The sequence below is a fragment of the Tatumella saanichensis genome, from assembly GCF_000439375.1.
In the GTDB taxonomy this organism is placed as follows: domain Bacteria; phylum Pseudomonadota; class Gammaproteobacteria; order Enterobacterales; family Enterobacteriaceae; genus Tatumella; species Tatumella saanichensis.
Map to the genome: position 1 here is coordinate 1 of NZ_ATMI01000038.1, position 14,425 is coordinate 14,425.

The window sequence follows — 14,425 nt, forward strand, 5'->3', positions numbered from 1 at the left end:
CAAAGGATATCGGGCGCAGTATAAGCGTACACAAGGAGTGAGCGTATGAGCAGTCATTCACCAATCCATTTCAGCCATAGTCACCATCTACTGTCGGTGAAAGGCTGTGCGTCAACATTGGATGTGCTGGCCTTTGAGGGCGATGAGGCCTTAAGCAAGCCGTTCAGTTATCGCATTGAATTCACAAGCGTTGACCATGCCATCAGCAAAGAAATGATGCTGATGAAAGCGGGTTCACTTACCTTACAGGCTCCGGTGGACCAGGGCTTTGGTATCCAAAAGCAGCAGGCGGTGCGTACCCTACAAGGCATAGTAACCGGCTTTGAGCGCCTGAAGACTTCCCACGATGAGACCCACTACGCCCTGACCCTACAACCACGTCTAGTGTTACTCGACCGTTGCCAGCAAAACGCCATCTACCAAGATATGTCGGTGCCACAGATTGTGGAAAAAATCCTGCGCGAGCGCCACAACCTACGTGGCCAAGACTTTCTGTTCTCGCTGTCAAAAGAGTACCCGCGCCGCGAACAGGTGATGCAGTACGGAGAGGACGACCTGCACTTTATTAGCCGCTTGTTGGGCGAAGTGGGTATCTGGTTCCGTTTTACCACTGACCTGCGCCTACACATTGACGTGGTAGAGTTTTTCGATAGCCAGCAGGGCTATGAAAAAGGGCTGTCGTTACCGTCGGTGCCACCCTCGGGTCAGCATTCAACAGGTGTCGATGCGGTCTGGGGGATGACCAGCCATCACCGAGTGGTGCAGAAGCAGGTCAGCACGCGCGATTATAACTATCGGCAAGTCCTTGAAGAGATGGACACCCGGGTGGATGTGTCGCGGGGTGATGAGACCACCTATGGCGAGGCGTATCACTACGCCGATAACTACCTGACCCAGGGTAACCTCTATGATGCCAATCCAACGGTTGAGTCTGGGGTATTTTACGCGCGCCTGCGACACGAACGTTACCTGAACGGTCAGACGCAGTTGCGGGCCGTTACGTCTTGCCCGACGTTGATGCCGGGAAGGGGGCTCACGGTAACCGGTGGAGTTGAAGTGACAGAGACGTGGGGGAAAGGCGTGGTTATCACCACCATGACCTGCTTTGCCCGCCGCGACCGGGATTTTGAAGTCCACTTTGGCGCCATCCCCGACAGCAGCAATTTTAGTTTTCGCCCAACCCCGGGCGACCGTCCGGTGATGGCAGGTACCTTACCGGCCCGCGTCACCAGTACCACCGAGAATGACCCCTACGGGCACATCGATAAAGACGGTCGCTATCGCGTCAACATGCTGTTTGACCGCGACAACTGGAAAAGGGGCTTTGAAAGTCTCTGGGTCCGCCAGTCCCGTCCCTACGCGGGTGACACCTACGGCCTGCATCTGCCACTACTGGCCGGTACTGAGGTAGCAATTGCCTTTGAGGACGGTAATCCGGACAGACCGTACATTTCTGGCGTACTTCACGACTCAGCCCACGGCGACCCCGTCACCATCCGCAACTATAAACGCAACGTGCTGCGCACCCCGGCCAACAACAAAATCCGCCTCGATGATGAACGTGGCAAAGAGCATATCAAGGTCTCGACCGAATATGGCGGCAAGAGTCAGCTAAATCTTGGGCATCTGGTCGACAGCGAGAAACAGCAGCGCGGCGAGGGCTTTGAACTCAGGACCGACAGTTGGGGTGCCATCCGGGCGCAGAAAGGGCTGTTTATCTCGGCGGACGGGCAGGATAGGGCGCAGGGACTACAGCGTGAAATGCAGGCAGCGCTCCAGGAACTAAACGCTGCTCGAGAGGTGACTTCAGGACTTTGTCATGCAGCTCAAGCAGCTCAAGCAGAATTAGCGGATCTTGAGAAACAAACGGTCTTGATGAATCAAACGCTTAATGACCTTAAGCAGCAAGCGCTACTTTTGTCAGCCTCTTCGGGAATTGCACAAGTCACTCCAGCGAGCGTACAAGTTTCTGCAGGAGAAAATCTCATCGTTACTGCAGGTCAAAACGCAGACCTTAGTATTGCAAAAAAATTCACTCTGGCGGTGGGTGATATTTTGAGCTTATTTGCACATAAGCTGGGGATAAAAATGTTCGCCGCTGAGGGGAAGGTTGATATTCAAGCTCAGTCAGACGAACTGAATTTATTTGCAAAAAAACAGCTTTCCATTGCCAGTTCAGACAGCAGCGTTGTGATCTCAGCGAAGAAAGAAGTTCTTTTAGTTTGTGGTGGTTCCTTTATCCGTTTGAGTGATGCAGGGGTTGAAGTAGGTACAGGCAAAAACGTCACGTTGAAATGTATTGCCGTTCAGCAACAGTCTGCTGCAGCGTTAGATTCGTCTGTTGCATTATCTTCTGGTTGTAAACCCGGGGTTATTTCTGCTGCTCAACAACAGGGTGCTGTGGTGACACTTGGCTAAGTGTAGGGGAAAAAGAATGACTAGAAAATTGGCTGTCCTGGGAGACAAAACAAGTAACGGAAAAATAGTCTCAGCAACGGCGAATTATTTCAGTGAAGGAAAGCAGGTTGCACAAAATAACGATAAAGCCACCTGTACTGTCTGTAAAGGCACATTTCCTATCCAGGCCAGTGCCGTGGGCATGGTCAGTAATGGCATGCTTCTGGTACAGGATCAGGACCCTGTGCTCTGCCGGTGTGCCAGCCACAAGGTGTTCGCAGGCTCACATTATTTCACCGACTAATTAAATCGGTTTCATCTGCAGGCTTAATAAACAAAAGGACGTGAATATGGCATGCCAGGGGTTATGCACAACGAAGGGTCTGACCGTACTGCCCGTACGCTATGCCGTTGTGCCGGAGAATATCAAGACCAGTTTACCTGGGTGGGCAAATGATCCGCTTGTCACCGGAATAACGCTTGCGAATAACGAAAAATATACCCTCCGGGCCCTGCGTCAGGGCTACCTTTACGTTTTCTATGAAAAAGGAAAACAGGGTACGAATTACTGGCAGTGCTACAGCGTGGCGCCGGACGGCTCGCTATGGCTGCAGCAGGTGGCGTCTAATCCGGCACCGGTGGATAAGGCGCTGTGCGTAACGGGCGAGCATATTGCGCAAAACGTTGAGTTCATGAGCATTGAATCCCCGGAGAAATGCGGCAACCTGTGGTTTGCGTTCAGTCAGTATCCGTGGGAGCAGGAAACGCTCGACCGGTATCGCACAACGCCGAAAGACCGCAGTGAGAGAATGCAGAAAGTGATGCCTTCGGTGGCGAGAGGTCAGCGCACGAAAGCAGGAACGGATGTCACCGAGGCTAGCCTGAACCAGGTGCTGGACTATCAGCTGCCTTCAGTTTCCGGCCTGCTGCCCGGCCCGGATGATGTGAAGGTGGTAAGCGTCAGCCGGGCATCGTCACTCTGGGATCCGGCGGTTGATGACCCGTGGCGGGTGAATAACGACGTGCTGAAACTGCAGTCCAGTCTCTATCCCTGGGCAAAAAAACGCAGCGGCAGGGCTGCCGCTACGGTTGCGGCCATGCAAGCCCGAAGCGAGGGGATGACGCCGCTGCTGCTTCCGCTTTGGGATCCTGTGGGGGTTGTGCATGAGCTAAACGGCTGGAGCCAGGACGTGCTGGGGCGTCAGGCGCAGTTTCTGCAGGAGCGGGAGCTGGAGTTCACGACCAAAACGAATCTCGACGCTGTCAGAACGCTGCTGGAAAGCAATGCCCAGGCGCTTGAAGACAAGATGCGCAGGCGAAGAATGGACAGTCCTATGCTAGCTGATGACTATTTGGAATCGCGCCTGCAGGCACTGGAAAAACGGTATCAGGACAGGCCGGACGTACTGGCGCAAATCAGGGCGGATGACAGATTAGTCAGGCGCTGGCACAGGCAGAACGTGACGGCATCGTACCCCGAAAGCGTACTGATGAGTCCGCCCGAGCCGCTGGCGGCTCACCGGCGACGGGTTGCGGCGATACAGGCGCAGGTGGATGAGGAGCTGGCGTTAAATCTGCCTGCTCCTTCGCAGGACTTCAGCGGCGTGCGGGCGGAAAGCTGGGCGCCCTATGAGAAGAAGCTGAACACAACCCGACAGGCGAATTTTGATACCTGCTATGCGAGCCTAGTTAACACTGTTAATGCGCTCTTTCAGGCGCGGATAGTCAGCGTGGTGAACTGGCTCAGCGCGCCGCTGCTGCTGGCCGTGCTGGATGATTTCCACTGTATGGCACAGCGTGCAGGGTTATTTTACCAGTCAGCGGTAGGGATGGCCCTGAACGGGGTTAACAGCTGTCCGGCAGGCGCGGCGAAGATAGACGGGTGGTGGAATGCGTACAGTGCTAAAAACCGAGAGAATCTGCTTTGGCGGCACGTGGCGGCGAATAATCCTCAGCTAATCAATGAACTGGAGCCGTTTCTGGGGACGGTGAAAGGGAGAAAAGACGAAGATGTGACGCCGCAGACGGCGGCTGCGGTGATGGCAGCCCTGATGCAGCAGGTCAACAGTATGAAAAAACTGGAGGGATACTACCAGAAATCAATGTCCACCGTGGTTAAGGGGCTGCGGGAAAATGCCAGTAAACTGGAAGTACAGCTCTTCAACACGGATGCTTTTATCGTCACGGTAGGAGACAGGGTAAGCCGCGTTCTGCGGGTGGATAAGGCCGGAGAAAAGCTGGCGACCACGGCCTTCCGGCTGGTATTTATGGTCAGGGCAGGTATCCCGTCAGAGACTGTTCAGGGGGTAGTGGATGACTATCTGAAGGATGCGCCGGCGCTGCGTCAGACGGTGCTGGCCGGTATACGCAGCAGCAGGCGCTTTATGGCGAGCCAGACTGAAGTCACCGCGATAAAGCAGACGCTAAGCAGCAAGCTGGAGGCGCACTTTGCTACAGATAAGGGCAGGGCAGAATACCGGCTGGCGGGAATAAACAGCCTGCTGCTAGTGCTGAACGCGATGGATTTTATCTACCTGTGCGGACAGGTCAGGGATGAGAAAAGGCCGCTGTCGAGCCTGATGGCGAGCGGACTGGTGATGGTGAGTCAGGGCACGTCCGTTATTTTACCGGCAATAGAAAAGGGTCTGGAAGCCCGTCAGCTGACAGTTTCGTGGGTCAAGGGGATTGGGGCAGCAGCGGGTGGAGTGGCTTCAGTGATTTCGGTATATGCGGATGGTGCTTCAGCAGTAGATGAACTTCAAAATAATCGTTTTTGCCTGATGAGTGTTCTGGGACTGAAAACATTTGTGGGTGGACTGGCTGTCACAAGATCAGTTGGTCTTCTGCTGGAACAGTTTAGTAAACCGATGGCTAAAAAAGGAGCCAGGAAAATTACAGGTTTTCTGGCCTGGGAGTTTTTAGGGATCCGAATACTTGCAGTACTGATGACCTGGGAGGCGATGGTGGCAATAACGTTGTTGCAGGTGGTTGTGGCCTGGATATCGGACGACGAGCTTCAGATATGGTGCAGAAAATGTGTGTTCGGAGCTGAGCCGTTCAACCGCAGTGTGGCAGATCAGAATAAAGCCCTGGAAGCTGCAATAAAGGATATCTTATGAATTCAGAAGAGCAGCAGATATGCTCCCGTTTTGTTGAGCCAGAGAAATTAGCAGACCTGCGTACAAAGCAGGAGATTGAAGTGATGAACGGCAGGCCGTGGACGCGTGAACTCCCACCTCCTCCGGTATTACCGCCTTATAGTCCTCTGGAGAAAATATCAGGGCAACTGGAGTCTTTTCGCTATGAGGGCTTCAGGGAGTATTTTGGCCCCAATGCCTATCGAACCAGCACTCTTCCGAAGTTATCAGCTGGCCAGCGCGGAGCTGCTGGCGCTGGAGCGATAGTTGCAGGAAGTCCTGGCGTCGGGGCTGTAATAATGGCTGAAAGCGAATCTTCGAATGATTCGGCAGAATATGTGCAGGGGACGATTAATGGTAAGCCATTCCGCGGCTGGGTCGGGGTAACCCGACTTCAGGCGGGAGATAATGTGGAGATGATTGCCGAGTGGCAGCATGACCATTATGAGGTCTATGCGATAGCGCTACCGGAAGAGCGAATAGTTTCTGTATGTCCGGAGTGTGACAGGGGGCATATTGCGCATATGCTCTGGCGGATTAAAAATATGTTTATTCTAATCATAATATTAATGCTGTCTTTTTTTTCTATATGCATATTTATCTCTCTCTCAAAAGGAAATCCAAATGGAGCCTCTTTGTTTGACAGGTTTTATCTTTTTCTGACAATGGCTCTCGTGGTGTCTTCTATAGTCTCGGGATTAATTGCATTTTCTGCATATAAAGCCTACGCGCCAACGTGCTGTAAACTGGCTGAGGAAATCTTTAATTTACTGGGTATGAAAAACGTTAAAATGGTCAATCTCAATAAAACAACTAAAAATAGAGAAAAACATTTGATAGCGTGTGGGGCGCGGCTCAATCCGGATAATGAGAAAAGATTTGTCTCCCCTAGTGCTAAATTTATTTATTCAGTGGAATGGTGGTTTTATTACTGAGTCGACAGTGAAGCATTCTTATACCTCCAGTATTTTTAGTAATAAAATGTTAGTGGTGCTGAATTAATTTAAGAAAAAATGACATGTACACATTTTGGAGCCAGGGTTTTCGCGATTTTAATGATCTGCCAAGCGATGGTAGCTATAACGTTACTGCAGGTGGTTGTGACCTGGATATCTGACGACGAGCTTCAGATATGGTGCAGGAAATGTGTGTTCGGAACTGAGCCGTTCAATCGCAGTGTGGCAGACCAGAATAAAGCCCTGGAAGCCGCAATAAAGGATATCTTATGAATTCAGAAGAGCAGCAGATATGCTCCCGTTTTGTTGAGCCAGAGAAATTAGCAGACCTGCGTACAAAGCAGGAGATTGAAGTGATGAACGGCAGGCCGTGGGCGCGTGAGCTTCCTCCTCCACCGGTATTACCGCCCTATGGTCCTCTGGAGAAAATATCAGGGCAACTGGAGTCTTTTCGCTATGAGGGCTTCAGGGAGTATTTTGGCCCCAATGCCTATCGAACCAGCACTCTTCCGAAGTTATCAGCTGGCCAGCGCGGAGCTGCTGGCGCTGGAGCGATAGTTGCAGGAAGTCCTGGCGTCGGGGCTGTAATAATGGCTGAAAGCGAATCTTCGAATGATTCGGCAGAATATGTGCAGGGGACGATTAATGGTAAGCCATTCCGCGGCTGGGTCGGGGTAACCCGACTTCAGGCGGGAGATAATGTGGAGATGATTGCCGAGTGGCAGCATGACCATTATGAGGTCTATGCGATAGCGCTACCGGAAGAGCGAATAGTTTCTGTATGTCCGGAGTGTGACAGGGGGCATATTGCGCATATGCTCTGGCGGATAAAAAATATGTTTATCCTTACGGGGATTCTTTTTTTTATGGTGCTTTTCTCGGGGATTCTTAGTGAAGTGATTGATGGCACCTGGAAGGGGCTTGAGCCATTTATAACTACGTACTATTGGTTATATTTTATAGCATTGCTGGGAGGGGCAGGGGTGTCAGGATTAATTGCATTTTCTGCATATAAAGCCTACGCGCCAACATGTTGTAAACTTGCTGAGGAAATCTTTAATTTACTGGGAATGAAAAACGTTAAATCGGTCAATCTCAATAAAACAACTAAAGATAGAGAAAAACATTTAATAGCCTGTGGGGCGCGGCCCAATCCGGATAATGAAAAAATATTTGTCTCCCCTAGTGCTAAATTTATTTATTCATATGAATGGTGGTTTTATTACTAGCTAAATACTAAGTAGGCTGGAGGGGTACTTCGCTACAGATAAGGGTAAGGCGAAATACTGGCTGGCTGGCGGGAATAAACGGCCTGCTGCAGGTGGTTGTGACCTGGATGTCAGATGATGAGCTTCAGATATGGTGCAGGAAATGTGTGTTTGGCGCGGCACCGTTTAACCGCAGTGTGGCAGACCAGAATAAAGCCCTAGAAGCTGCAATAAAGGACATTTTATGAATTTAGAAGAGCAGCAGATATGTTCCCGTTTTGTTGAGCCAGAGAAATTAGCAAGCCTGCGTACAAAGCAGGAAATTGAGGTGATGAACGGCTGGTCGTTGACGCGGGAGCTTCCTCCTCCGCCGGTATTACCGCCTTATGGTCCTCTGGAGAAAATATTAGGGCAACTGGAGTCTTTTCGCTATGAGAGATTCAGGGAGTATTTCGGCCCCAACGCCTATCGAACCAGCACTCTTCCGAAGTTATCAGATGGTCAGCGTGGCGCAGCTGCAGCGGCAGCTATTGCTGCCGGGAGCCCTGGCGTCGGTGCTATCATTATGGCCGAAAGCGAGTCTTCAAACAGTTCGGCGGAATATGTGCGGGGAATAATTAATGGTAAGCCATTCTGCGGCTGGGTCGGGATAACCCGACTTAAAGCGGGAGATAACGTGGAGATGATTGCCGAGTGGCAGAATGACCATTATGAGGTCTATGCGATAGCGTTACCGGAAGAGCGAATAGTTTCGATATGCCCGAGATGTGATATGGGGCATATTGCGCATATGCTCTGGCGGATTAAAAATATGTTTATTCTAATCATAATATTAATGCTGTCTTTTGTTTCTATATGCGTATTTATCTCTCTAACAAAAGGAAATCCAAATGGAGCATCTTTATTTGAAAGGTTTTATCTTTTTCTGACAATGGCTCTCGTGGTGTCTTCTTTAGTCTCGGGGTTAATTGCGTTTTCTGCATATAAAGCCTACGCGCCAACATGTTGTAAATTGGCTGAGGAAATCTTTAATTTGCTGGGGATGAAAAACGTCAAAATGGTCAATCTCAATAAAACAACTAAAGATAGAGAAAAACATTTAATAGAGTGTGGGGCGCGGCCCAATCCGGATAATGAAAAAAGATTTGTCTCCCCTAGTGCTAAATTTATTTATTCAGTGGAATGGTGGTTTTATTACTGAGTCGACAGTGAAGCATTCTTATACCTCCAGTTTTTTTAGTAATCAAATGTTAGTGGTGCTGAATTAATTTAAGAAAAAATGACATATACACATTTTGGAGCCAGGGTTTTCGCGATTTCAATGACCTGGCAAGCGATGGTGGCAATAACGTTGTTGCAGGTGGTTGTGGCCTGGGTATCGGACAATGAGCTTCAGATATGGTGTAAGAAATGTGTGTTTGGCACAGCACCGTTCAACCGCAGTGTGGCAGATCAGAATAAAGCCCTGGAAGCTGCAATAAAGGATATCTTATGAATTCAGAAGAGCAGCAGATATGCTCCCGTTTTGTTGAGCCAGAGAAATTAGCAGACCTGCGTACAAAGCAGGAGATTGAAGTGATGAACGGCAGACCGTGGGTGCGTGAGCTTCCCCCTCCGCCGGTATTACCGCCTTATGGTCCTCTGGAGAAAATATCAGGGCAACTGGAGTCTTTTCGCTATGAGGGCTTCAGAGAGTATTTCGGCCCCAACGCCTATCGAACCAGCACTCTTCCGGAGTTATCAGGTGGTCAGCGCGGAGCTGCTGCTGCTGGAGCGATAGTTGCAGGAAGTCCTGGCGTCGGGGCTGTAATGATGGCTGAAAGCGAATCTTCGAATGATTCGGCAGAATATGTGCAGGGGACGATTAATGGTCAGCCATTCCGCGGCTGGGTCGGGGTAACCCGACTTCAGGCGGGAGATAATGTGGAGATGATTGCCGAGTGGCAGCATGACCATTATGAGGTCTATGCGATAGCGCTACCGGAAGAGCGAATAGTTTCTGTATGTCCGGAGTGTGACAGGGGGCATATTGCGCATATGCTCTGGCGGATTAAAAATATGTTTATTTTAACAGCTATGCTCATATTTATGTTTGCATGTATCTGCCTCATTAAGTCATTAAATGAGGAGGGCTGGGAGCAATTGGATTTTTGGAAGGAATATTTTGTTTTCCTCATGATGATGTTAGGACTGGCTTTCCTTTTTAGTGGAGCGCTTGCCTTTTTCGCTTATAAAGCCTACGCGCCAACATGTTGTAAACTGGCTGAGGAAATCTTTAATTTACTGGGGATGAAAAACGTTAAAATGGTCAATCTCAATAAAACAACTAAAGATAGAGAAAAACATTTAATAGAGTGTGGGACGCGGCCAAATCCGGTTGGTGAAAAAAGATTTGTTACCCCTAGTGCTAAATTTATTTATTCATTGGAATGGTGGTTTTATTACTAGCTAAATACTAAGTAGGCTAGAGGGGGACTTCGCTACACAGAGGTTAAGGCGGAGTACTGACTGGTGGGAATAAAAAGACTGGTGCTGAACTCTATCGATTGTATCTGCCTTTATAAAATCAGCTTTTTATTCACTCCTTGTGTGTTGTTGTTATCTTGGAATTATTTGTTTTCATAAAGTGAATGGGCTAACCCTGAAATAACTAATCAAGTTAATGGGTTCACCATCATTCAGTTCAAACGATTTCGCAGGTGAATTTTAAGGTTAAGTCATGGATAATAAACTATTTGATGATGTTAAAGGAATAATCGCTAATTCTGCTTTTGGAAAAAAAGACAACTGTTTCCTCCTGATAGATGCAACTCTGAAGCAATACCAGAAAAATAATACACTGTACGATAAACTAAAAGATCGCAAATCTTACAAGGTTAGCTTTAATCACCCAGAACTTAATGGTGCATTACAGCTTTCGCTTTTTCCTCTCAGCGTGGTTAATGTTATAGATAATAAATTATTGGATGAAAGTATTAACCAGTCGTTAAATGAGATTAAAACTAAGAACCTTGATTTAGGAGAGGGGCGTAGCGTATGTGGTTGGATCTCGACAGAATTAACTGGAGAGCAGCTAGCTGAAGAGATTGCCTTATCCGCTGTGCAATCGCTTGCAACAGGTGAGGAAATATTAATGCGCTATTTTGATCCCTCTGTGTTTGGCCTGTTAATGCCAGTGCTAGATAATTGGCAAAAACAACAATTATTAAGAAATATTAATACCTGGTCTTTTATTGATGGTGATGGTGTTGCCCAGGTGATGAATGGTGGTGGCGAGTACAAGAAAAAATTAAACTACTCACTTGGATTGACGGAATTAAATAAGTGCGAAATGAGCTGGTTAGTTGTTATCAATAAAATCCTACGTATTTACCGAAAAATGAATCTTTCCAATAAAATAAATGAGACAGATGCAATCATTCTTTTATTCCCCGCATTAAGATACTTCTATTCTTTATTCGCTTTTTCCGAGGAGGATGTTACTGAGTTTGGGCTTGATGTTATCTGCGCACAAAAGCCTTTTTACTTGGATGAGATGTTTGAAAGATTAGTTTCAAAAAATTGTAGTAAAAAAATAATCTCTTATTCGGATGTTAAATCCAAGTATTTAACGGAAAGCAGTATTTGACTGTTTTAATTGAAGGCTTGCGTGCTATAAATAATCATGGAGCGCTATATGGTCTGGCCTGTGAAAATAATTCCTCCTGGTGATAGAGTTCCTGAGATAAAATGGAGAAGATGGATTTTTTCTTTCTTGTGTTTTTTTATTATTCTAGTTATAGGTTGGAGTGTAATTAACATTATTGGCACTACCGATGATAATTTATTAGGTTTGTTGTCTCTGCTTTGTTTTTTATTTTTCCTTGCTTACTTTCTGACGCTTTCGGTTAGGGTGTATTACTATGGTGTGTGTTTGTCAGAGTTTGAATCAAGAGAAAAGGACAAAGAGGTAACCAGAGAAAAATGGACTGAATGGGCTAGCGATAAGTTTAATGTTTTTGCTTATACTTTGTTTTTGCCATCTGAGATTTCATTGTTAAAAATAGCTTCGTCTCAGCCTGTTGAAATATTAAAAGAACAAAGGGTGAAATTTACTGGATATAATAATGATGCTTATACAGAAGATCAACTTATTTACGAACTATTAGCGTCTGTTAGGGAGGAACTTATAAGACTGCAGGCATCATGTGTTTTCGATATCATATTCACCTATGGTAGTAGTAGTATTTCTTTTTCGTTATTTAAAGAGTGTTGGAATGCGGTCGGTTTTTCCGATGAATATTTGAAAAACTATACTCATTGGGATGATTTTTCCGAAGAAACATTTGATGTGTTATCTGGTGTTGATCTTAACCGAGTAGCGGTAATTATTTCTGTAAACGTAGAGGGTGTTGATGGCTACGGTCCTAACTCAACAGAATTTGCTTCAATCTTTCTGGTGACACATCAAGAACAACTATCGAAAAATAAAACATATAGTTCGGCACTGCGTACGTTGAAATGTGAAAAAAATTTAGCTGAGCAAGAGTTCATTCATATGGTGACCTACCAGTCGGATGTACTTAGAACGACAAAGATATTATTAAGCAATATGAGTGTTGAGGAAGCGCTAAGTCTTTCGGAGTTAATAAGAGGCTCGTACTCATCCAGTGATGCTGGATGGGAAAATGAGACGCAACATCTAGATTTGTTCTTGGGGGAATTAGGTGATGCCAATTTTTGGTTGTTTTTTGTCTTGTCTCTTTTTATATCTGAAAAAAGCAATAAACCAGTTTTGATGGTCGCCAGCGTTGGCGATGATTATGTCTTTAATGTGTTCAAACAGTTTGATTACAGGGAGCATTAAATTGGGTACATCAACAAAGTGGAAAGTCACTGGACTTGCCTCATGTCTCATTATATTTGGCATGCTGGCCTTTATCGTATGTTATCACTATGGAACTTCCTTAGGTTGGATTACTATTAAAGAAAAAGTGAATCTTTGGTTCTTATCCATGTTTTTATTTTCCATATTTCTGCTATTAGTAAATTTTGGTGTGTGGTTTCACAAAAGAGAGTCACGCTTTCAGAATAATAATAGCAACGTGGGCGGCGCGACTAATGTTCTGAACAACCCTAAAAAATCCATAAAGAAGGAGCCTATAAGCGCTCATTTATACAGTCGCTATGGTCCTTTTTGGCGAAAAAAAGTTCGTCTTTTGCTGGTCACTGGTGATGAGGCGGCCATCGAACAGCTGGTACCTGGCCTGCAGGATAACCAGTGGCTTGAAGGTCAGCGTACCGTTCTGATTTACGGCGGCAGCCTGACTGTTGAGCCCGATAAGGAAAAATATACCGCGTTGCGTACACTGCGTCGCGGGCGTCCGATTGATGGAATTATTCGTGTAATGAGCGCAGGTCAGTACCTGACCCCACAAATCAGCGATAAGGATTTACGCGGACTGGAAAAAATCAGTGAACTGCTGCGGTATTCCGCTCCGGTGTGGTTGTGGCAATTGTGCGACAGTCAGTGGTCGCAGGCAAAACGCGACCAACAGACGGTAGGGGCCAATTTCTCACTGCGCGCTCAACCAGATGATATTAGCCGCCAACTCGAGCAGATACTGCCGGCCCTGCGAACGCAAGGGATGAGCCAGGTCGCTCACAATAATGGCCACGACTTCCTGCTACGTCTAAGCAAGCACCTAAAAGAGGGGGGTATCGCCCGCTGGGTTCAGCAACTGGAACCCTGGCTCTTTGCGTCACAGCAACGTGTTCCACTGCGTGGCTTGATGTTTAGCTTGCCGGACAGCCAGCCTATGCCAGAGGAAATGGCTAACGTTGAGACATATACTCCGCAATCACACCGCCATGCACTAACCCTGTCTCCAACCTGGCAGGGTATCGTTGATGATTGTACTCAGGTATATGGCCGTCGTGTAGGGATACCTTGGCAACAGACCCTTAATTGGACGCTGCTGGCTATGCTCGGCGTCTGGGGAGCGGGCATGTTGCTATCTTTCGCGGTCAACCGCTCACAGATTATCTCTGTGGCACAGCAAGCGCATGCCCTGGTGGGAAATCCCTCGGTCTCGGATGAACAACTGACGGCGCTGTATGCCCTGCGAAATGACGCCGGTCGTCTACTGCAACGTATTAACAACGGGGCACCGTTATATCAGCGCTTCGGTCTAAACCATAACCAGCAGTTGCTCGATGCAATGCTGCCTTGGTACGGTGTCGCCAATAACCGTCTGATCCGCGACTCAGCTAATGCGGCGCTGGTACAGAAACTCAGTGCGCTGGCAAACTCAGCTCCCAATAGCGACCAGCGTGCGGCGCTTTCGAAACCGGGCTACGACCAGTTGAAAGCTTGGCTGATGATGGCCCGTCCTGATAACGTCGACGGCGCGTTCTATGCCCAGACGATGAAAACCGTGCAGCCGACGCGGGTGGGTATCTCCGACGGTTTATGGCAAAGCCTGGCGGCGGATTTATGGGCATTCTATATCACTCAACTGCCTGAGCAGCCGCAATGGAAAATAACGCCTGATGAACAACTGCTCAGCCAGAGTCGTCAGGTACTGCTGCAGCAAATTGGTCGGCGTAATGCGGAAAGCAGCCTGTACCAGAATATGCTCAAATCCGTGCGCCGTAATTTCGCCGATGTGTCCCTGGAGGACATGACCAGCGGTACCGATGCACGGCAACTGTTCAGCACTGAGGCAGTGGTGCCGGGCATGTTTAC

Annotated in this window: 11 protein-coding genes; all 11 read left to right on the top strand. The window is 47.9% G+C overall.

All coding sequences use genetic code 11. The features are described from left to right. The first annotated feature begins 45 nt into the window (after window positions 1-45). Entirely contained in the window at window positions 46-2,418 is a 2,373-nt protein-coding gene (locus DW47_RS0110665; protein WP_029686416.1) for a type VI secretion system Vgr family protein, read from the top strand. Between the two features lie 16 nt (window positions 2,419-2,434). Next, window positions 2,435-2,701: a PAAR domain-containing protein gene (locus tag DW47_RS0110670; RefSeq protein WP_029686417.1), complete on the top strand. Its 267-nt coding sequence runs from the start codon at window positions 2,435-2,437 to the stop codon at window positions 2,699-2,701. Window positions 2,702-2,747: 46 nt separating this feature from the next. Then, on the top strand, window positions 2,748-5,516 hold the full coding sequence (locus DW47_RS0110675) for a T6SS effector BTH_I2691 family protein (RefSeq protein ID WP_029686418.1): 2,769 nt from the start codon (window positions 2,748-2,750) through the stop codon (window positions 5,514-5,516). Beyond that, a complete protein-coding gene (locus DW47_RS0110680) occupies window positions 5,513-6,469 on the top strand; it encodes a putative type VI secretion system effector (protein ID WP_029686419.1) in 957 nt (318 codons plus the stop codon). The genes DW47_RS0110675 and DW47_RS0110680 overlap by 4 nt, the downstream gene beginning before the upstream one ends. 290 nt (window positions 6,470-6,759) lie before the next feature. After that, window positions 6,760-7,719 carry a putative type VI secretion system effector gene (locus DW47_RS0110690; protein ID WP_029686420.1) on the top strand — a complete coding sequence of 320 codons (960 nt, stop codon included), beginning with the start codon at window positions 6,760-6,762 and terminating at the stop codon, window positions 7,717-7,719. 223 nt (window positions 7,720-7,942) lie between these two features. After that, the gene (locus DW47_RS0110700; protein ID WP_029686421.1) at window positions 7,943-8,899 is read left to right on the top strand and encodes a putative type VI secretion system effector; all 957 of its coding nucleotides are present in this window, start codon (window positions 7,943-7,945) and stop codon (window positions 8,897-8,899) included. A 78-nt stretch (window positions 8,900-8,977) separates the two neighbouring features. Continuing rightward, window positions 8,978-9,193: a hypothetical protein gene (locus DW47_RS17390; RefSeq protein WP_152473165.1), complete on the top strand. Its 216-nt coding sequence runs from the start codon at window positions 8,978-8,980 to the stop codon at window positions 9,191-9,193. After that, window positions 9,190-10,146, top strand: a complete 957-nt coding sequence (locus DW47_RS0110710) for a putative type VI secretion system effector (RefSeq protein ID WP_029686422.1) — start codon at window positions 9,190-9,192, stop codon at window positions 10,144-10,146. The genes DW47_RS17390 and DW47_RS0110710 overlap by 4 nt, the downstream gene beginning before the upstream one ends. A gap of 271 nt (window positions 10,147-10,417) precedes the next feature. Beyond that, a complete protein-coding gene (locus DW47_RS0110715; protein WP_029686423.1) occupies window positions 10,418-11,326 on the top strand; it encodes a DUF4123 domain-containing protein in 909 nt (302 codons plus the stop codon). A gap of 60 nt (window positions 11,327-11,386) precedes the next feature. Beyond that, window positions 11,387-12,544, top strand: coding sequence for a hypothetical protein (locus tag DW47_RS0110720; protein WP_152473166.1), 1,158 nt, complete (start codon window positions 11,387-11,389; stop codon window positions 12,542-12,544). After that, the coding region (locus tag DW47_RS0110725; RefSeq protein ID WP_420911402.1) for an ImcF-related family protein at window positions 12,495-14,425 on the top strand (1,931 nt) is incomplete at its 3' end. The genes DW47_RS0110720 and DW47_RS0110725, both read left to right, overlap by 50 nt.

Coding starts and splice junctions, on each gene's coding strand:
- DW47_RS0110675 (WP_029686418.1), top strand. CDS start 2,748: ATGGCATGCCAGGGGTTATGCACAACGAAGGGTCTGACCGTACTGCCC.
- DW47_RS0110700 (WP_029686421.1), top strand. CDS start 7,943: ATGAATTTAGAAGAGCAGCAGATATGTTCCCGTTTTGTTGAGCCAGAG.
- DW47_RS17390 (WP_152473165.1), top strand. CDS start 8,978: ATGACATATACACATTTTGGAGCCAGGGTTTTCGCGATTTCAATGACC.
- DW47_RS0110665 (WP_029686416.1), top strand. CDS start 46: ATGAGCAGTCATTCACCAATCCATTTCAGCCATAGTCACCATCTACTG.
- DW47_RS0110715 (WP_029686423.1), top strand. CDS start 10,418: ATGGATAATAAACTATTTGATGATGTTAAAGGAATAATCGCTAATTCT.
- DW47_RS0110690 (WP_029686420.1), top strand. CDS start 6,760: ATGAATTCAGAAGAGCAGCAGATATGCTCCCGTTTTGTTGAGCCAGAG.
- DW47_RS0110670 (WP_029686417.1), top strand. CDS start 2,435: ATGACTAGAAAATTGGCTGTCCTGGGAGACAAAACAAGTAACGGAAAA.
- DW47_RS0110680 (WP_029686419.1), top strand. CDS start 5,513: ATGAATTCAGAAGAGCAGCAGATATGCTCCCGTTTTGTTGAGCCAGAG.
- DW47_RS0110710 (WP_029686422.1), top strand. CDS start 9,190: ATGAATTCAGAAGAGCAGCAGATATGCTCCCGTTTTGTTGAGCCAGAG.